Here is a 17,294-nt window from a genome sequence, read left to right as displayed (position 1 = left end):
CGGAGAGTTGCACGGTGGCCCGCCCCGTTTTCAAGGGCGCGTCCACCGGCAGACGGCGCACACACCGGCACACGACCGGCGCGCATCCCCGCCAACATCAGCTACACCACTCAGCGGGACGCCATCCCCGATCGCCTTGACGGAGCCGAACCGATCAGGCTGGAGGCAACCGCCGAACCAGCAGCGGTTCCGCGGTCGCCTTGCCGCCATGTGGCGGTGACAGCCTGCGCACGCGGCATCGATGGCAGCGCTCCGCCGTGTCGGATACGGGAGGACATCGCGGGCTTCTTGACGCCGGATGACGCGCGCGGTCCGACCGGGGTTGCAGGCGAGGCTCGCGGGGCTCGTCCCGGGCCGATATCCGCATGCGGTCCATGTCTGCGGCACGCGAGAGTCCCGGCGATGAGTTCGACTGCCTCGGTGCGGGGCGTCGAGCCCGCCGATGATGCGTAGCTGCGCGAGATCGAGCGCCTGCCGCACCACGTGGTCGGGGCGGGCGGGGAGGCGGCGGGCATGGTGCGCGTGCTCGGCACATGCCGCTTCTCACGTCGGCCAAGCTGCCAGCGCCAGTGCCGCCGTCGCACGGAGTTCGTCTGCTGTTGCGCCGTCGCGGGCTCGTTGGGACATGCCCTGGATCACTGCAGCGAAGTAGGCCGCCAGTGCGGCCGGTTCGGCGTCCTTCGAGAGTTCGCCCGCGCGTTGGGCTTCCGTGAAGCGGGCGGTGAAGTGGCCGAGGTTGGCGTTGCGGAGGTCGCGGAGGTAGGCGGCGATCTCGTCGTCGGCTTCCGTGACGTTGACGGCCGCACTGATGGTGAGGCAGCCGGCCGGGTGGGCGGGATCGGGGTAGGCGGCCGCGGCCTCGCGGAGGATTCGGGCCATGGCGCCGCGGGCGGTTCGTTCTTCGTCGAGGGCCGCGGCCATGAACGCGCCGACGGGTGAGCTGCCGTAGGCCTGCACGGCTTCCTTGAAGAGGGCTTTCTTGTCGCCGAACGCGGCGTAGAGGCTGCCGGGCTTGATGCCCATGGCGCGGGTCAGGTCGCAGATCGAGGTGGCCTCGTAGCCGCGTTCCCAGAACAGCCTCGTTGCGGCGTCGAGCACGGCCGCACGATCGAACGCCGGGGGCCGCCCACGCTTCGCTCCGGTTCCCGTCATGTGTGCGCCTTCCTGCCTGCCGCCGATCCTCGCCCCCATTCTAGAGCGATCACTCAAGAACCCGTGCTACGGTTTTCTTGAATCATCACTCAAGAAATGATGACCGGGAGATCCCCCATGTCTGCGAACGCACTTCAGGCACTGCATGGCAAGCTCGCCCTCGTCACCGGCGGCAGCCGCGGCATCGGCAAGGCGATATCCGAGCGCCTCGCGCGCGATGGCGCCACGGTCGCCGTTGCCTACGGACGCGACGAGGCCGCGGCCGCCGACACCGTCGAACGGATCACGAAGGACGGCGGGCAAGCGTTCGCCGTCCACGCGGAGCTGGGCCGGCACGGCGACGCGGTGCGGCTGTGGGAGGCGTTCGACGAGGCCAGTCGTCCGTACACGGACAGCGGCGCGGTCGACATCGTCGTCAACAACGCGGGCATCGGACGGAGCGCGCCCTTGGCGGCGCTGACCGAGGAGGGGTTCGACGAGGTGTTCGCGGTGAACGTCCGCGCACCGTTCTTCATCGTGCAGCAGGCGCTCCCCCGGCTGCGCGACGGCGGTCGGATCGTCAACGTCTCCAGCGGCGCGGCCCGGTTGGCGATGCCCGAGATCATCGCCTACGGCGCCACCAAGGGCGCGTTGGACACCTTCACCCTCAACCTCGCCCAGGAACTCGGCCCGCGCGGCATCACCGTGAACGGGGTCGCCCCCGGCATCGTCGACACCGACGTCAACGCCGCGTGGCTCCGCGGCAACCCGGAAGCGCAGGCCCACGCGGCATCGATGGCCGCCCTCGGCCGTGTCGGACAGCCGGAGGACATCGCCGACATCGTGGCGTTCCTGGCCTCGGACGACGCACGGTGGGTGACGGGGCGGGTCATCGACGCCACAGGCGGGGCGCGGCTGTAGGCCGCACTCGCGGGGGCTCGTCGCCGGGACAATATCCGCATGCGTTCCGCGTTGGGGACATGCGAAAGTCCCGGCGAAGAGTTCACCAACAACAGCGGTGCGGGGCACCTGGCCCGCCGATGATGCGTATCTGCGCGAGATCGAGCGATCGGCCCGCCGCGTGGTCGCGTCGGGCCGCGGCTCGGCGAGCGGGGTTCGGCGTGCCGGCCACGCCGCAAGGATGTGCGCCGTGGCACACCTGGTCGGTCACGGAGCCGCAGTTGCCCGTCACCATGGTCGTCAGGTCGATCGCCACCACCGCAAGGCTGATGCGGAACTGGGCGGAGGGACACGAAACCCTGCCCGTGACACCGGTGCCGTCGGCGATCGCCGTGGTGCGGATGGGATGGCGGCGGATGGGATGGTGGCGGATGCAGGCGGCCGTCCTGTCGCCCGCCGGCGTGCGGCGGTTGGGGCTGGTGGACGCCGAGCCGGACGATTGAGGGAGGAGACCGCGTGACATCGCACGAGCCGGCGCGTTTCGCGGCGGAGGTCATCCGTACTCCGCGCCTCGACCTGACGCCCTTGAGTGTGGATGACGCCGACGTCATGGCCGTGGTGTTGGCGGATCCCGCGTTGCATGCCTACATCGGAGGAACGCCGGAGAGTCCGGAGGAGCTGGGTGTCCGCTACCGGCGGCTCGCTGCGGGATCTCCCGACCCCGGGATCAGCTGGTTGAACTGGATCGTCCGGTTGCGGGACGAGGGGTGCGCGACCGGGTTTGTGCAGGCGACGGTCGACGGTCGGTCGCTGACCGCCGAGCTGGCCTGGGTCATCGGCACACCGTGGCAGGGACGCGGTATTGCCCGCGAAGCGGCGGTGGGGCTGGTCGGCCGACTCGGCGACCTGGGAATTCGGGCGGTGGTCGCGCACATTCATCCGGAGCACCGGGCGTCGGCGGCCGTCGCGGAAGCGGCGGGGCTGTCGGCGACCGAGGTGCTGGAGGACGGTGAAGTGCGGTGGGTGGGGAAGGTGGAGCGGCGTATGCGATGACGCGCCGCCTCCGTCGGCCGCTCCCCTACGTCACCTCGATAATCGTCACGCCGTACTTTTCCCGCCCCGCGACGGTCCGCATGGCCTCCGCCGCCGACTCCAGCGTGTAGCGCCCCGTGATCGGCGGCTTGAGGCGGCCGTCCGTCAGCATGGCTTCCAGGGCTTCGCGGTTGGTTTCGGCTTCGGCGGGGTGGTGGCGTTGGAACGCGCCGATCTCGTAGCCGAGGATCGTCGAGCCTTTGAGGAGGACGAGGTTGAGGGGCACCCGGGGCACCTCCCCGGCGGCGAAGCCGATGACGACGTAGCGGCCGCCGTAGCCGGTGGCGCGCAGGGCGGGTTCCGCGTAGTCGCCGCCGACGGTGTCGAGGACGACGTCCGCCCCGCGTTCGCCGCAGGCCGCTTTGAGGCGGTCCTTGAAGTCCGGTTCGGTGTACGGCACGACCTCGTCCGCCCCCGCCGTACGGCAGAACTCCAGCTTCTCCGGACTCGACGCGCACGCGATCACCCGCGCGCCGAACGCCTTGCCGAGGGCGATGGCGGCACTGCCGACCGCGCCCGACGCGCCGAGGATCACGACGTTCTCGCCGGGGCGGACGCGGGCGGTGGAGACGAGGGTGTCGTAGGCCGTTCGATAGTTGCTGCCGGCGAGGCAGGCGAGGTCGTGGCCGAGTCCGTCCGGGGTCGCGCGCAGTTGGGCCTCGGGCACGCGCACGCGTTCGGCGAACGCGCCGACGAACGCCATGCCGTGCACCCGGTCGCCTACCGCGAACCGGGTGCAGTCCGGCCCCACCGCCGTGACCACGCCCGCGACGTTGTTGCCGGGCGTGAACGGCACGGGGACGCGGAGCTGGTAGCGCCCGTCCGCGATGAGCGTGTCGACGAAGTCGACGGAGGCCGCGCGCACGTCGAGGAGGACTTGGCCGGGGCCGGGCTCCGGGTCGAGGACGTCGCGGACGCCCAGGTCCGCCAGTCCGCCCGGACCCTCGCAGCGCAGGGCGCGCATCGGTGTCTCCCCTCGTCGCAAGCCGGCCGCAGGCAAGTCCACGCTTCTCCCAAGCAGGTCGCCGGCGGGTCGCGCCAAGGTAGCAGCGGGTGGGACGAGATGCTTGACCAGGTTGGGTTTCTGGGGGATGCGGGCTTGGGCGGGCGGCGTCGACAGCCTTCGTGGCCGGACCCGGGGTCGTCCCGCAGCGGCCGGCACCGCAGTGATCGCGGCCGCGCGTCGGCACTCGGACAGGCTTCGCCCCCGGACGGACATCCAGCTCGCCCGGCACCGTGCCGCCGCTCCGTCGTCGCCCCCACCCCAGCCCGGAACGTGGGCCGTTCCGCTGAGCCAGGCAGCAGGGAACGGGCAGACTCCGTTGCGGGGAGCATGACTTGGGGGTCTCCCGGACGGGGTGCGTGTCCTACCGCAGCCCGGGTCCCGACGGCGAGTCCCGAGGCGCGCCGGGGCATCGGGCGCGCTCACCCGCGGATCGGGCCACGTCGTCGGACGACCTGGACGCCGGATCATCGGTCGCCGATGATCGGTGCTCGTGCGCATGACATTTCGGGAGTACATCGACCGCAACTACGAGCGTTCCGGATGCGATCGCACGGCCTGCGACGAGGACCTCGACAGGTGGATGGAGGTCTTCGCGCAGCACGCGCCCGGGACGCGCCCGCTCACCGTGGTGCACCTCGAATCGGAGTGGGGCCAACTGACGCCGTCCCTGGCACGGGTGTTCGGCGGGCCCGTGTTCGGCGTCGAGCCCTGCGACCGGGTGCGCGCGAAGGCCCAGCAGGACGCCGCCTGTCCGGCGGTCAGCTACCTCGACGGCCGGATGTCGGAGATCCCCCTTCCACAGGACTCGTGCGACCTGGTCGTCGTCTGGCCGTTGTGGCATGAGATCCGCGAACCGGACCGTGCGGTCCGCGAGATCGCCCGAGTGCTGCGGCCTGGCGGGCGCGTGATGCTGAAGGCGTGGTTCGGGGACCGGCTGCCCAGGCTTCCGTGGCATGCGTGGCATCCCCGCTCGGCGGCGATCGAACGGCAGGTCCTTCCGCAGCTCTCCCAGGTCACCGCGGCCTTCGCGGAGGCGGGCCTCCAGCGGATCGCCGTGGAACGAGTCCCCCAGATGGTCGCAAGTGAGGCCGGTTTCCGCATGTACGTGGACCACCTGACCTACCGCCGATTGATCATGGCCGGATACCTGGACCTCGACGAGGACAGGGCAGGGTGGGCCGCCGCGTGGCAAGCGGTCGAAGCGGGCCTCACCGAACCTCTGTACGAGGAGTACGACCTGTTGGTCCTGGGCTGACAACCGGTCCGCAGGCGTTCGAGTCGGTCAGGGCCGTGCAGGGCTGCCCCCTGGGCCTGCCGCACATTGCCGACGCCTACGTCGCCGCGGTGAACTCCAGCGGCAACGTATCCAGCCCGCGCACGAACAGCCCCTCCTCCACCGGTTCCGCTCCGGGGGCGAGCCGCATGTCTGGCATCGCGGCCAGCAGCATCGGCACGGCCGTCGAGACCTCGGCCAGCGACAGCGCGGCGCCGAGGCAGAAGTGGCGGCCCAGGGAGAACGCCAGGTGGTCGGAGGCGGCAGTGAAGGCCTTCTTCACCGCGAGGTCCGCGCGGAAGATGTCGAACCGTTCCGGGTCGGCGAACTTGCGCGGGTCGCGGTTGGCCGAGGCGATCAGGCAGGTGACGAGGCTGCCCGCCGGTACGGTGCCGCCGCTCAGCTTGGCCTCCTCCGATGCAAGGCGCTGGATGACCTGGACCGGCGGGGTGAGTCGCAGGGTTTCGGCAAGTACCGCCCCGACGAGGCCGGGATCGCAGCGAACCGCGGCGAGTTGCTCCGGGTGGGCGAGCAGGTTGCGGAAGACCAGTCCGAGGGCTTTGTCGGTGGTCTCGCCGCCGGCGACCAGCAGGAGGGCGGTGAAGGCGCGGATGTCCTCGGTGTCCATGGCCTCGCCGTCGGCGGCCGCCACGCACAGGTCGGACAGCAGGTCTTCGCGCGGGTTGCGGCGGCGGTCCTCGATGACCGGGACCATGTAGTCGGTCATCTCGGCGCGGGTCCGCACGCCCAGGGCGGCGATCTCGGGGTCGCCGGTGAGGTTGCCGAAGCAGGTGACGATGGCGCGGTACCAAGTGCGGAACTTGGGGGCGTCGGCGTGGTCGAAGCCGAGCATGCGGCAGATGACGTCGACCGGGAACACACGGGCGAACTCGGTGACCACGTCCACGGATCCGCGGTGCCGGAAGCCGTCGATGAGGGTGCGGGCGGTGCGCTCGATGACCGCGGCATAGCGCTCCTGGAACAGCGAGCCCTTGAAGGCGGGGGTGACGAGTGCGCGGCGGACGGCGTGTTCGTGGCCGTTCATCTGGATGATCGTGCGGCCGTAGACCGGTTCCATCGACTGCGCGTAGTGGTCGGTGGTGAAGGCGGGGTCGCGTAAGACGCGCACCAGGTCGTCGTGGCGGGACACCAGGTACGTGCCGCTCGCTTCGTGCCACAGCAGCGGGGCTTGCTCGCGCAGGTTGCGGTAGTACGCGTAAGGGTCCGCGGCGACCTCCGCGGACAGGAAGTCGGGCAGCGGCGGGACGGCCAGGGTGCCGGTCGACGGGACGGTGTCTTCCACGGGAACTCCGTTCGGACGCGGTGCGGACGGCAGCTCACGACCTGCCCGGCAACCCGCCGGGCCCAGGCCACGGCTCCAGCCTGCCGCCCGCTCGCCCGCCGGACCAGAAGTTCGCACCAACTGGTCGATATACGCGGTCTTCGCCCGCCTGTGCACCTCCCTTGAGTCTGCGAGGGGTGTCCGCGGGGCCGGGTGTCGCGTACGCTGGCGCGAAAACCGATCGATGAACGCTTTTTGTCGCGCCGGCCCGTCCCACCGCAAGGAGCCCCGCCATGGCCACGCCCCCCGACCACCTCGACGCGCTGCCGGAGGAATTCCGGGCGCGGCCGGGCTTCCTGTTCGGCGCTTCGACGTCCGCGCACCAGATCGAGGGCAACAACGTGTCGAGCGACTGGTGGGTGCTGGAGCGCACCGCCGTCGGCGGTTTCCTCGAGGCGCCCAGCGGCGACGCGGCGGACAGCTTCCACCGCTGGCCGGAAGACATGGACCTGCTCACCGGACTCGGCTTCAACGCCTACCGGTTCGGTATCGAATGGGCGCGCATCGAGCCGGAGGAGGGCCGGGTCTCACGCGCGGCGATCGCGCACTACCGGGCGATGGTCGTCGGCGCCCGCGCACGCGGCCTGACGCCGGTCGTGACGCTGCACCACTTCTCGTCGCCGTACTGGTTCGCCGCGCGCGGCGGCTGGACGGCGCCGGACGCGGCCGACCTGTTCGCCCGGTATACCGAGACCGCCCTGGAAGTCCTCGGCGACGACGTCGACTATGTGGCCACCATCAACGAGCCCAACATGGTGGCGCTGATCGCCGGGTTGTCGAAGGCGTTCGCGGAGGGGCGGTTCGACGAGATCGGGGGCACGGAGCATCCCTCCGACGACGAAGAGCCCGCCGCGGGTGCGCTGCCCGAGCCCGACGCCGCGACGACGGAGGCGCTGATCCGTGCGCACCGCGCCGCGGCGGCGGTGCTCAAGGCGGCGCGGCCGGAGATCCGGGTCGGGTGGACGGTGGCGAACCAGGTGTTCCAGGCGGAGCCGGGCGCGGAGGGCGCCGCGGCCGCTTACGCGTGGCCGCGCGAGGACGTGTTCCTGGACGCCGCGCGCGGCGACGACTGGGTCGGCGTCCAGGCCTACACCCGCACCCGGATCGGCCCGGACGGTCTGCTCCCCGCCCCCGAGGACGCGGAACGCACACTCAAGGGCTGGGAGTTCTACCCCGACGCGGTCGGGCACGCGGTGCGGCACACCGCGGAGATCGTGGGCCCCGACGTGCCGATCCTGGTCACCGAGAACGGCATCGCGACCGACGACGACGAGCGGCGGATCGCGTACACGACGCAGGCACTGGCCTCCCTCGCCGCGGCGATGCGCGACGGTGCCGACGTCCACGGCTACCTGCATTGGAGCGCGCTGGACAACTACGAGTGGGGGTCGTTCCGTCCGACGTTCGGCCTGATCGCCGTCGACCCGGACACGTTCGCCCGGACTCCGAAGCCCTCCGCGCACTGGCTCGGCGGCCTGGCCCGCGGCCTCGACCGGACCGACCGCCCCTGACCCGGCTCCGGCCCGGATACCGCCCCCGCCCCCGCCCCCACCCCCGACTCCGGCTCCGGCTCCGGCTCCGGGCAGCGGCGCATCCCACCGCGGCCAACCCGGCACTAACCGCGCCTAACCCGCAGCTAAGGTGACCCCCATGGCGAAACGCGGCCCCTACGAGAAGGGCGAGGCCAAGCGGCGCGAGATTCTCCGGGTCGCCTTGGAGGTCTTCGCCGAGGAGGGCTACCGCGGCACCTCGCTGCGCAAGGTCGCGGCCCGGTGCAACCTGAGCCTGCCCGGGCTCATGCACTACTTCGCCTCGAAAGAGGACATGCTCACCCAGGTGCTGCGCGCCCGCGACGAGGCCGGGCGCGCACACATGGAGGCCTACACCGGCCCGGACCCGCACACCGAAAGCATCCGCGAGGGTGCCCGGACACCGGGGCTCGTCGAGCTGTTCGTGTCGATGGCGGCGGCCTGCGGCGATCCCGAGCACCCGGCGCACGCGTTCTTCGCCGAGCGTTATCCGCAGTTCCGCACACGACTCGCCGGCGTCTTCGAGGAGCTGGCGGCGGCCGGCACCCTCGACGGCGTGCCGGTCCCGCCCGAGCGGCTGGCCGTGCTGATGCTCGCGGTCGCGGACGGCATCCAGCTCCAGTGGCTGAACGACCGGTCGATCGACATGGAGCAGCCGGTGAAGGATCTGATGGCGTTGCTCGGAGTTGCGGCGGCGCGTCGGCCGTAGGAGGCCGGACGCGCCGGGGGCGTCGCGGCGTTGCCCGCGTCGTGCGTCGTCGGTGTCACCGCGGCTGCTGTTCCGCGATGACCGCCCAGTCCTCCGCCCCGCGGCCGTCGGCGATGGCTTCGTCGAAGACAACGCGCAGCAGTTCACCGATCGGGAGAGGAATGCCGTGGTCGGTCGCCGCATCGAGCGCGAGGTGGAGGTCCTTGCGGCCCAGGACGGTGGTGAATCCGGCCGGCTGGTACCGGCGTTCGGCGATCATCGATCCGTAGCCGGTGTAGACGCCGCCCGGGAAGAGTGTCGAGGTCAGCACCTCGACCAACTGGCCGGAGTCGACACCGGCGCCTTCCGCGAGGCTGACGGCCTCGGCCAGCGACTGGATCGCGCAGGCGATCAGGTAGTTCCCGGTGATCTTCACGATGTTGGCCTGCTCCGGGCGGTCGCCCAGGCGCCAGGTCCGCGAGCCGATCACGTCGAGGAACGGCTGCACGCGGTCGAGCAGCTCGTGTTCGCCGGCCGCAAGGACGTTGAGTGCCCCGGCTTCGGCGACCGGGACGCGGCCGAAGACCGGTGCCGCGACATAGCCGACGCCGTGCTCGGCGTGTGCTGCGCCGGCCCGGCGGGCCAGGCCGGTGCTCACCGTGGCGAGGTTGACGTGAACGGTCCCGCCCGGCGTCCGAGCGAGGACGCCGGAGTCGAGGAACGTCTCCGCGACGGCCCGGTCGTCGGACAGGACCGAGATGACCACCGGCGCCTGCATGGCCTCGGCCACCGAGGCGGCTCGACGGGCACCCGCGTCGGCCAGTTCGGCCACGGGCCCGTCGGAGCGGTTCCACACCACGACGTCGTGGCCGGCCTTCACAAGGTTGCGTGCGATGGGCTTCCCCATGGCCCCCAGGCCGATGACCGCAATGCTGCTCACGCCGAGCACCCCTTCCGTGCCGAACCGTCTCAGGCGGTTCAAGCATGCCATGGAGTTACGATCGCACGGAACCGTCTTAAGCGGTTCACCGCGCGCTGCTGCTCACTGCGGAGGCTGAAATGACCGAGGACGTTCGCCGCGTGTTCCGGATGGACAACGAGGTCCTGGCCTTCCGGTTCACCGCCACCGTCAGCGATCGCGCCGGCCCGGCCCCGCGGGAGCGGCTCACCGATACCGCACGGCTGAAGATGTGGCTGGGGGCCAACGGGCTCCGCGTCCGGGACGTATCGCCGACCGACCTGCGGGACGCCGTCGAACTGCGCGAGGCGATCTACCGGATCGGGTCGGCGACAGCCGCAGGCCGACAGCCGGCGTCCAGGGATGTCCGCACCCTGAACACGATCGCCGCCGCCGGACATGCGAAGGCCGTGCTGGAACACGAACGCGCAGGATGGCGCCTGACCGAGACGACCCCGGCCGGTGACGCCCTCGGGGTCCTGGCCGCGGATGCCGTCCGCATCCTCGGGGGTCCCGACCGCGGCCGCATCAAGAATTGCGAAGGCCCGGGCTGTGCGGGGCTGTTCCTCGACACCAGCCGCGGAAGCAACCGCCGCTGGTGCTCCATGAACACCTGCGGCAACAAGGTCAAGAAGTCACGCATCTCCGCGAACTGACCCGGCAGACCCGCGATCGGGCCCGTCGACAGCGCCATGCCCCCTTGGCGACCCCATCTATTAGTTGTACGATCATAATGATTGTTGTTCTACAACCATTACGGGAGCCGCCGTGCCCGAGACATCCACCCCGCGTCGCCGGGCGCTGGTCCTGGCGATCTGCTGTATGAGCTTGTTCATCGTCGGCATCGACATCACGATCGTGAACGTCGCGCTGCCGTCGATCCAGGACGACCTGGGCGCGTCCGTGTCCGGGCTGCAATGGGTCGTGAACGGGTACACCGTCGTCCTCGCGAGCCTGCTCATGCTGGCCGGGTCGACGGGCGACCGGCTGGGCCGGCGCCGGACGTTCCAGACCGGCCTGGCCTTGTTCACCTTCGGTTCGCTGCTGTGCAGCCTCGCTCCCGGCCTCGGCTGGTTGGTCGCCGCACGTGCCGTCCAGGCCGTCGGCGGGTCGATGCTCAACCCGGTGGCGATGTCGATCATCGTCAACACGTTCGTCGACCCGGCCGAGCGGGCCCGCGCGATCGGCGTGTGGGGCGGCGTCGCCGGCATCAGCATGGCGCTCGGCCCGGTGGCGGGCGGGCTCCTGGTCGGGTCGGTCGGCTGGCAGTCGATCTTCTGGATCAACATCCCCTTCGGGCTCGCCGCGATGGCGCTCGCCCAGCGGTACGTCCCGGAATCGCGCGCCGACCACCCGCGCCGGCCGGACCCGGTCGGGCAAGGCCTGATGATCGTCCTCCTGGCATCGCTGAGCTTCACCCTCATCGAAGCGCCCGAGGCCGGTTGGACGTCGGCTCGCACCCTCGGCGGCTTCGCGCTCGCCGTGGCCGCGCTGGGCACCCTCGTCCGCTACGAACTGCGGCGCCACGAACCCCTGATCGACCCGCGGTTCTTCCGCAGCGTGCCGCTGTCGGGGGCGACGGTGACCGCGGTGTGCGGGTTCGCCTCCCTGTCCGCGTTCCTGTTCCTCAACACCGTCTACCTGCAGGACACCCTCGGCTACAGCGCGCTGCGCGCCGGACTCTACGTCCTGCCGATGGCCGCCATGACCGTGATCTGCGCTCCCCTGTCCGGCCGCCTCGTGGCCGCACGCGGACCCCGCCCGTCGCTGGTCGTCGCGGGCATCGCGATATCCGTCAGCGCCTTGATGCTGACCAACCTCGGCAACCACACCCCGGTCGCGCAGCTCATGGCCGCCTACGTCGTCTTCGGCATCGGGTTCGGCCTGATCAACGCGCCGATCACCAACACCGCCGTGTCCGGCATGCCGCGCAGCCAGGCGGGCGTGGCGGCCGCGGTCGCCACCACCAGCCGGATGACCGGGCAGTCGCTCGGCATCGCGGTGATCGTGTCGGTGGTCGTGTCGTCGGTGCACGGGACGCTCGGCAGCGGCTTCGCGGCGGCGAGCCACGTCGGTTGGGCGATCGTCGCCGGCTGTGGCCGGGTCGTCGTCGTGCTCGGTATCCTCACGACGGGCCCGGCCGCGATGCGGTCGGCCGCCCGCGTCGCCGAACGTCTCGCGGCGCCCTCCCCCGCGCCGTCGCCCGACTCCAGGACACCGATCTCCACGCCATGAACAGTCCCGCCCGCGGCCGCATCGCCGACTCCTCCCCCGCATCCGCCGGATCGACCGAGCCAGCGGGCGCGGGAGCGGTGCCGGACGATCCGGCGTACGTGGCCGCGTACCGGGCCTTCGCCGCGATGCGGAACCTGGTCCTCGGCTCCGACGACCGGCGCCGCGAGGTCGCCGACGCCACCGGCTTGAGCTTCTCCCGCAGCCGGGCGCTGCGCCGCCTGGCCCGCAAGCCGATGCGGATGACCGAACTCGCGGCGGAGATGGCCACCGACAAGCCGTACACGACGCTGATCGTCGACGATCTGGAGCGGCGCGGCCTGGTCGTCCGCACGGTGTCGCCGCAGGACCGCCGCGCCAAGGTCGTCAGCGTCACGGACGCCGGACGCGAGATGGCGGACCTGGCGACGCGCATCCTGTCCCGGCCCCCGACCGCGCTGCGGGAGGCTCTGTCGGTGGAGGAACTCGCCGTGTTGGAGCAGCTGTTGAGCAAGATCGAGATCCGGTAGGGCGCGGCGGCATGCGGGGGCCTTCGGCTCCCTCGGATTGACATACGGTCCGCTTAGAGTCGACGCATGTACACGACCCGAGTGTCCCGCCGTATCCAGGCCTCACCCGAACGGGTCTACCACGCCCTGCTCGACCGGGCAGCCGTCGCCGCGTGGCGCGTGCCGGACGGGATGACCAGCGAAGTCCACGCGTTCGAGCCGCGCGAAGGCGGCCGATTCCGCGTGTCGCTGACTTATGACGCACCCGACGCCCAGGGCAAGACCGTCGCGAACACGGACACCTACCACGGCCGCTTCACCCGGTTGACGGACGGCGAAGAGGTCGTCGAAGTCGTGGAATTCGAAACCCCGGACCCGTTGTTGGCGGGCGCCATCACCATGACCACCACCCTCCACGCCGTCGGCGACGGCACCACCGACGTGACCATCACCCACACCGGCATGCCGGACGCGATCCCCGCCGCCGACAACGAACTCGGCACGCGGATGGCGCTGGACAAGCTGGCGGCGTGGGTGGAGGGGGCGGCGTCTTGAGCGCCGACGTGCCCTGGATGACGCGTGAGGCGGCTGTCGCGCGGGTGGAGTCGGTGATGCGCGGCGAACTCCCCGAAGAGGAGCTGGAGCACGTACTCGAGCGGCTGGACGCGGCGTTCGGCTGCCCCCGCGGCCATGTTGCGGGGCTGGTGTACTGGCCGGACGGGCCGGAGCCGACGGCGGCGGAGGTCGTCGACCGGGCGCCGGCTTACCGGCCGATTGCGCTGTGAGGCGGATTCGGACGTCGGCCTGGCGATGAGGACCGCGCTGGTCGGCCGTAGCCCGTCCGGTGTGCCGTGGGCGCTGCCTGGCCCCGGTCGAGGACGACCAGGCCGTCGAAAGCGTTGGCGGTCGGCGCGGGGATCATCAAGGATGCCGGGATGATGCGGATTCGTGTTGCCCATACCGCCGATGTGGAGCCCGCCGTGCTGGATGACGCACGGCGGTTGCTGGATGAAGCGTTCGACGGGGATATGTCGGACGAGGATTGGCGGCACTGCTTGGGCGGGCTGCACGCGTTGGCGTACGCCGGGGACGTGCTGGTGGGGCATGCGGCGGTGGCGCAGCGGAGCATGCTGGTGCGGGGGCGGGCGTTGCGGTGCGGGTACGTCGAAGGGGTCGCGGTACACGCCGACCTGCGGCGGCGGGGGTATGCCGGGGCGATGATGGCGGAGTTGGAGCGGGTGATCGAGGCCGCGTACGACTTCGGGGCGTTGTGCGCGAGCGACGAGGCCGTGGGGTTCTACCGGGCCCGGGGGTGGCGGGTCTGGGAAGGGCCGACGTCGGTGTTCACTCCGGACGGGATCGCGCCGACACCGGAGGAAGATGGCGCGGTGTTCGTATGGCCGGGCGCCGCCGCGGCGGATGCGACGGCGCCGATTGCGTGCGATTGGCGTGACGGGGATGTGTGGTAACCGCCTCCGGGGCTTCGACTCCTCTTAGTACGACTGGAGTTCGACGAGGGTGCCGCCGGGGGCTCGAACGTGGGCTGTGCGGAGGGTCGGTCCCCAGTCGGGGCGGGAGGCCGGTTCGGTGACCGGGGTCGCGCCATGGGTGCGGCAGAGCGCGAAGGCCGTCGGAACGTCGTCGACACGGAAGACCAGCATGGCGGCATCCTGCGCCGGCGGCGGGGTGGACGGGAGCCCGGCGGTCCCGATGGCAGCGGCCAGGGCTGCGCGGTCGTAGAGGACGAGCAGGGCTTCGTTGCCCAAGTCCCAGTTGGCGTAGGGGCCGTCGGCGGCGCCTTTGACCAGGTGGCCGCCGGTGAGGGGCGGGATGACCGCGTCGTAGAAGCCGAAGTCGGCGGCGAAGTCGGCGGTGAGCAGGCGGGGGTAGAGCACGTCCATCGGGACTCCCGAGATATTAGTGGGTGCGCACCCACTATAGGGCGACGCCTAGGATATTGGGGTGGATGAACTGGATGGGGATGACCGTGGCGCCGACGCCGGGCGGGCGGCGCCGCCTTCGCTGGTGGGGTTGAGCACGTACCTGCTGTCGCTGACCGGCAAGGCCGCCCGCGGCCGCTTGGCCGAGCGGCTGGCCCGGCAGGGACTGCGGCTGTGGCATATGGCGGTGCTCGCGGCGCTTGCGGACTTCGGGCCGCATGCGCAACGGGACTTGTGCGCGCGGCTGTCCGTCGACCCGAGCGACATGGCCAAGGTGATCGAACAGCTTGCGCGGGGCGGGCACGTGGAACGTACGCGCGATCCCGCGGATCGACGGCGCGTCGTGGTCGCGTTGACCGCGGAAGGGCGTGCGCTGCTCGACCGGCTTACCGCGGATGCGGAACGGGTTCAGGACGAGTTGCTCGCGCCGCTCGATGCCCGCGAGCGAGCGGAGCTGCATGCGCTGCTGGTCAAGGTGTACGGCGGAATCGGGGATAGCTGACCGGGTTAGGCCGTCCACCACCAGGTCGCGAGGGCGAGCGCGGTGATGGCCACGGCGAGGTGGACGCCGGGGTAGCCCGCGGGGGCGTCGTCGTCTTCGGTGGGGCGAAGCTCGGGGCGGGCGCGCATGGCGTCGCAGACGGCCGCGGCGTGGGCGAGTTCGGGGTCGCCGAGCGGGAGGAACCGGCGGCCGCCGGCGGAGGTTCGGGCGACGACAGTCCCCGCGCGATAGCCGACCGCGGCCAGGTCCGGCCAGGCGATGGTCACGGCGCGCCAGCCGGTACGGAGGCGGATTCCCCTACGGTCGGCGGAAATCGTCCAGGCGAGGAGGACCGCGGCCCGGTCCAGGAGCAGGACGGCGACCACGAGCGCGGCGCCGGCGGCGAGAGGTTCGGGACGCAGCGCGGCCACGACGCAGGCGATCACCGCGGCGCCGACGGCAGAGAGCAAGCCCCAGCGGTGGTGACGCGGGGCGGCCGTCCAGACGACCGGCTTGTCACGCGGCGCCATTTGCGCGGACGTGACCTCCAGACCCCGGGCTCGGAACTCGGGGGCTCGGGACGGGGAGACCGGGTGGAGGCCGGTGGCCGTTTGGTAGCGGTCGGGGTGCGGCTGCTCGGGCTCGTTGGTCGGTGGGGGCGGGGTGGTGGTGTCCGCGTTGTCGAGGGTGGTGGTCGAGTCGGCGGGGGGCGGCTCCATGGTCGGGGGTGCGTCGGCGTTCGTGGGGGTCGGCGGCGGAAGCGGGGTGTCGGGGGCGTTCGTTGTGATCGTCCCGTCCAATGTGTCGGTCGCGTCCGTGAAGGCCAGGACCGCTGCTACGCCGCCGCGGAGTTCGCCGTACAGGACGGCTTCGCGGGGGCGGTCCGGCCCGGTGGTCGGACCGGCGGGGATGCGGCAGCGGAACATCGGACGGCGGCCATGCGGGTCGTCGGCCGGATAGACGATGGCTTCGCCGGGGCGGTGGACGTAGGCGAGGACGATTCGGGCGGGGACGCGTCCGCGCCGCCGCAGCAGGGCCATCCGCGACGGTCCGGCGACGCCCTGAAGAGCGGCCAAGAGCGCCGCGGCGGCGGCGAGGGCGGCCGCCGACTGCCACAGTTCGGTGGTCGAGTCGCGGAAGCGCGAGCCGGACTGGCGAGGAGTGGTCGTCGAGGCGTCGACGATGACGGACACCGCGCCTGGGGGCGTTGTGAAGGCGTAAGCGTAAATCTCCGAGTCCGGAGTGTGTGTGGTCCACTGGCGGGACGGCAGTGCGGACCCGGCCTGGGATTTCGCGTCCCCGGCACTGCGCGATGCGGCCGCGGGTGGTGCGGCAGGGTCGTCGGCGATGCCTTGGGTGACGGACACGGCGACGACAACCAGGGCGGCGCCGACCAAGGCGGCCGCGCGGTGGACGTGGCGGCGCTCTCCTCGGCCGTCCTTCGGCAGAACGGCGAGAGGCCGGTCGTTGACCGCATTCTCGTGCCACGGTCTGCCCCGGGACGTGTATTCCTGGGCGCCCAGCGCCGCCAAGCCCCACAGCAGGACGGCGAGGACGCACCACCACGCGCCGGAGGCGACCGAGACGGCCGGGTCCCGCCAGACGCTCGCCAGCAAGACCGCCGGCGCGGCCGGAACGGCCAACCACGGCACCCACAGCAGCGCTCCCGCGAAGAGCACCAGGAGGCCGAGGACCACGGGATCCGCCACGCCGGGCCCGCACGGACCGAGCTTGGCCATGACCGTGGTCTGGTTCGCGTAGCTGCCGAAGAGACCCCGGACCGAAACGCTCCCCGGATCGACACCGCTCGAAGTCCCGCCGGACGGCACGTCCGACCCCGCACACACGGCACTCGGCGCGTCCGCCACGATCGCGGCTGCCACCACCAGCACCGCGACGGCCGCGAGCCCCGGGGCGAGGACGCGGAACCGGCGCCGGCGCGAGGCATCCTCGTCGACTGTCGTCCACCTCCTGATTCCGTGGGGGCGGGAGTCCGGGCGGGGCGGAGTCGGATCGGTCACCGGGGCAGTATGGCGTATGACTGGTTGGCCGTCAGGAGCGTTGCCCAGTAAGGGGGTTGATGATGCGACAGGTCGCTTTGAATCCCGGGGACGGTTGTCCGCCCGACGCACCGAAGCCTGTGTTCGCGGTCCACCGTGGGGTGCAGGGTCCGTCGCGGTGCCGGGTCGCCCGCGGGTCGCCCACGCGTCGCACCTGGGCGGAATCGACGAGCC

The 17,294-nt window shown here is 71.6% G+C and carries 19 protein-coding genes; 13 read left to right on the top strand and 6 right to left on the bottom strand.

The window, feature by feature from the left end; genetic code table 11:
• Positions 1-543 precede the first annotated feature (543 nt).
• Complete coding sequence (locus ABEA93_RS34525) at positions 544-1,152, bottom strand: TetR/AcrR family transcriptional regulator (RefSeq protein WP_345679864.1); 609 nt, start codon at positions 1,150-1,152, stop codon at positions 544-546.
• Positions 1,153-1,269: 117 nt separating this feature from the next.
• Between ABEA93_RS34525 and ABEA93_RS34520 the strand changes: the two genes are divergently transcribed.
• The 3 genes from ABEA93_RS34520 to ABEA93_RS34510 all read left to right on the top strand — a co-directional run bounded on the left by ABEA93_RS34520 (position 1,270) and on the right by ABEA93_RS34510 (position 3,084).
• Complete coding sequence (locus tag ABEA93_RS34520) at positions 1,270-2,052, top strand: glucose 1-dehydrogenase (protein WP_345679863.1); 783 nt, start codon at positions 1,270-1,272, stop codon at positions 2,050-2,052.
• Between the two features lie 260 nt (positions 2,053-2,312).
• Positions 2,313-2,534, top strand: a complete 222-nt coding sequence (locus tag ABEA93_RS34515) for a hypothetical protein (protein WP_345679862.1) — start codon at positions 2,313-2,315, stop codon at positions 2,532-2,534.
• Between the two features lie 13 nt (positions 2,535-2,547).
• Positions 2,548-3,084, top strand: coding sequence for a GNAT family N-acetyltransferase (locus ABEA93_RS34510; protein ID WP_345679861.1), 537 nt, complete (start codon positions 2,548-2,550; stop codon positions 3,082-3,084).
• 25 nt (positions 3,085-3,109) lie between these two features.
• Here ABEA93_RS34510 and ABEA93_RS34505 read toward each other — a convergent pair whose 3' ends face one another.
• Positions 3,110-4,087, bottom strand: a complete 978-nt coding sequence (locus tag ABEA93_RS34505; RefSeq protein ID WP_345679860.1) for an NADPH:quinone oxidoreductase family protein — start codon at positions 4,085-4,087, stop codon at positions 3,110-3,112.
• Positions 4,088-4,625: 538 nt separating this feature from the next.
• Here ABEA93_RS34505 and ABEA93_RS34500 point away from each other — a divergent pair.
• On the top strand, positions 4,626-5,384 hold the full coding sequence (locus ABEA93_RS34500) for a class I SAM-dependent methyltransferase (RefSeq protein ID WP_345679868.1): 759 nt from the start codon (positions 4,626-4,628) through the stop codon (positions 5,382-5,384).
• Positions 5,385-5,460: 76 nt separating this feature from the next.
• Here the strand turns inward: ABEA93_RS34500 and ABEA93_RS34495 are convergent, their stop codons facing one another.
• A complete protein-coding gene (locus tag ABEA93_RS34495; protein WP_345679859.1) occupies positions 5,461-6,705 on the bottom strand; it encodes a cytochrome P450 in 1,245 nt (414 codons plus the stop codon).
• 272 nt (positions 6,706-6,977) lie between these two features.
• Between ABEA93_RS34495 and ABEA93_RS34490 the strand changes: the two genes are divergently transcribed.
• Both ABEA93_RS34490 and ABEA93_RS34485 read left to right on the top strand, forming a co-directional pair.
• Positions 6,978-8,255: a glycoside hydrolase family 1 protein gene (locus ABEA93_RS34490; RefSeq protein WP_345679858.1), complete on the top strand. Its 1,278-nt coding sequence runs from the start codon at positions 6,978-6,980 to the stop codon at positions 8,253-8,255.
• A gap of 139 nt (positions 8,256-8,394) precedes the next feature.
• Positions 8,395-8,982, top strand: coding sequence for a TetR/AcrR family transcriptional regulator (locus ABEA93_RS34485; RefSeq protein WP_345679857.1), 588 nt, complete (start codon positions 8,395-8,397; stop codon positions 8,980-8,982).
• Positions 8,983-9,037: 55 nt separating this feature from the next.
• Here ABEA93_RS34485 and ABEA93_RS34480 read toward each other — a convergent pair whose 3' ends face one another.
• The gene (locus tag ABEA93_RS34480; RefSeq protein WP_345679856.1) at positions 9,038-9,901 is read right to left on the bottom strand and encodes an NAD(P)-dependent oxidoreductase; all 864 of its coding nucleotides are present in this window, start codon (positions 9,899-9,901) and stop codon (positions 9,038-9,040) included.
• Positions 9,902-10,020: 119 nt separating this feature from the next.
• On the opposite strand from ABEA93_RS34480, the gene ABEA93_RS34475 reads away from it, so the two are divergent.
• The 6 genes from ABEA93_RS34475 to ABEA93_RS34450 all read left to right on the top strand — a co-directional run bounded on the left by ABEA93_RS34475 (position 10,021) and on the right by ABEA93_RS34450 (position 14,108).
• Entirely contained in the window at positions 10,021-10,575 is a 555-nt protein-coding gene (locus ABEA93_RS34475) for a CGNR zinc finger domain-containing protein (RefSeq protein WP_345679855.1), read from the top strand.
• A 112-nt stretch (positions 10,576-10,687) separates the two neighbouring features.
• Positions 10,688-12,154, top strand: coding sequence for an MFS transporter (locus ABEA93_RS34470; protein WP_345679854.1), 1,467 nt, complete (start codon positions 10,688-10,690; stop codon positions 12,152-12,154).
• Positions 12,151-12,660 carry a MarR family winged helix-turn-helix transcriptional regulator gene (locus ABEA93_RS34465; RefSeq protein WP_345679853.1) on the top strand — a complete coding sequence of 170 codons (510 nt, stop codon included), beginning with the start codon at positions 12,151-12,153 and terminating at the stop codon, positions 12,658-12,660. The genes ABEA93_RS34470 and ABEA93_RS34465 overlap by 4 nt, the downstream gene beginning before the upstream one ends.
• A 66-nt stretch (positions 12,661-12,726) precedes the next feature.
• Positions 12,727-13,194, top strand: a complete 468-nt coding sequence (locus ABEA93_RS34460) for an SRPBCC domain-containing protein (protein WP_345679852.1) — start codon at positions 12,727-12,729, stop codon at positions 13,192-13,194.
• Positions 13,191-13,424 (top strand): e9imm peptide, encoded by a 234-nt coding sequence (locus ABEA93_RS34455; protein WP_345679851.1) that lies wholly within the window; start codon positions 13,191-13,193, stop codon positions 13,422-13,424. The genes ABEA93_RS34460 and ABEA93_RS34455 overlap by 4 nt, the downstream gene beginning before the upstream one ends.
• Positions 13,425-13,574: 150 nt before the next feature.
• Entirely contained in the window at positions 13,575-14,108 is a 534-nt protein-coding gene (locus ABEA93_RS34450) for a GNAT family N-acetyltransferase (RefSeq protein WP_425585207.1), read from the top strand.
• A gap of 24 nt (positions 14,109-14,132) precedes the next feature.
• Here ABEA93_RS34450 and ABEA93_RS34445 read toward each other — a convergent pair whose 3' ends face one another.
• Positions 14,133-14,540: a VOC family protein gene (locus tag ABEA93_RS34445; RefSeq protein ID WP_345679849.1), complete on the bottom strand. Its 408-nt coding sequence runs from the start codon at positions 14,538-14,540 to the stop codon at positions 14,133-14,135.
• A 61-nt stretch (positions 14,541-14,601) separates the two neighbouring features.
• Between ABEA93_RS34445 and ABEA93_RS34440 the strand changes: the two genes are divergently transcribed.
• Positions 14,602-15,081 (top strand): MarR family winged helix-turn-helix transcriptional regulator, encoded by a 480-nt coding sequence (locus ABEA93_RS34440; RefSeq protein WP_345679848.1) that lies wholly within the window; start codon positions 14,602-14,604, stop codon positions 15,079-15,081.
• Between the two features lie 5 nt (positions 15,082-15,086).
• Here ABEA93_RS34440 and ABEA93_RS34435 read toward each other — a convergent pair whose 3' ends face one another.
• Positions 15,087-17,081 (bottom strand): hypothetical protein, encoded by a 1,995-nt coding sequence (locus ABEA93_RS34435; protein WP_345679847.1) that lies wholly within the window; start codon positions 17,079-17,081, stop codon positions 15,087-15,089.
• Positions 17,082-17,294: the final 213 nt, after the last annotated feature.

The organism is Yinghuangia aomiensis (assembly GCF_039542225.1).
In the GTDB taxonomy this organism is placed as follows: domain Bacteria; phylum Actinomycetota; class Actinomycetes; order Streptomycetales; family Streptomycetaceae; genus Yinghuangia; species Yinghuangia aomiensis.
The sequence above is the reverse complement of the archived record's forward strand: the minus strand, read 5'-3'. Positions and strand labels throughout refer to the sequence as shown.

Bases quoted from the DNA above. Each gene is read 5' to 3' on its own strand.
- ABEA93_RS34475 (WP_345679855.1), top strand. From the start codon at position 10,021: ATGACCGAGGACGTTCGCCGCGTGTTCCGGATGGACAACGAGGTCCTG.
- ABEA93_RS34465 (WP_345679853.1), top strand. From the start codon at position 12,151: ATGAACAGTCCCGCCCGCGGCCGCATCGCCGACTCCTCCCCCGCATCC.
- ABEA93_RS34520 (WP_345679863.1), top strand. From the start codon at position 1,270: ATGTCTGCGAACGCACTTCAGGCACTGCATGGCAAGCTCGCCCTCGTC.
- ABEA93_RS34500 (WP_345679868.1), top strand. From the start codon at position 4,626: ATGACATTTCGGGAGTACATCGACCGCAACTACGAGCGTTCCGGATGC.
- ABEA93_RS34525 (WP_345679864.1), bottom strand. From the start codon at position 1,152: ATGACGGGAACCGGAGCGAAGCGTGGGCGGCCCCCGGCGTTCGATCGT.
- ABEA93_RS34445 (WP_345679849.1), bottom strand. From the start codon at position 14,540: ATGGACGTGCTCTACCCCCGCCTGCTCACCGCCGACTTCGCCGCCGAC.
- ABEA93_RS34450 (WP_425585207.1), top strand. From the start codon at position 13,575: ATGATGCGGATTCGTGTTGCCCATACCGCCGATGTGGAGCCCGCCGTG.
- ABEA93_RS34460 (WP_345679852.1), top strand. From the start codon at position 12,727: ATGTACACGACCCGAGTGTCCCGCCGTATCCAGGCCTCACCCGAACGG.
- ABEA93_RS34485 (WP_345679857.1), top strand. From the start codon at position 8,395: ATGGCGAAACGCGGCCCCTACGAGAAGGGCGAGGCCAAGCGGCGCGAG.
- ABEA93_RS34490 (WP_345679858.1), top strand. From the start codon at position 6,978: ATGGCCACGCCCCCCGACCACCTCGACGCGCTGCCGGAGGAATTCCGG.
- ABEA93_RS34505 (WP_345679860.1), bottom strand. From the start codon at position 4,087: ATGCGCGCCCTGCGCTGCGAGGGTCCGGGCGGACTGGCGGACCTGGGC.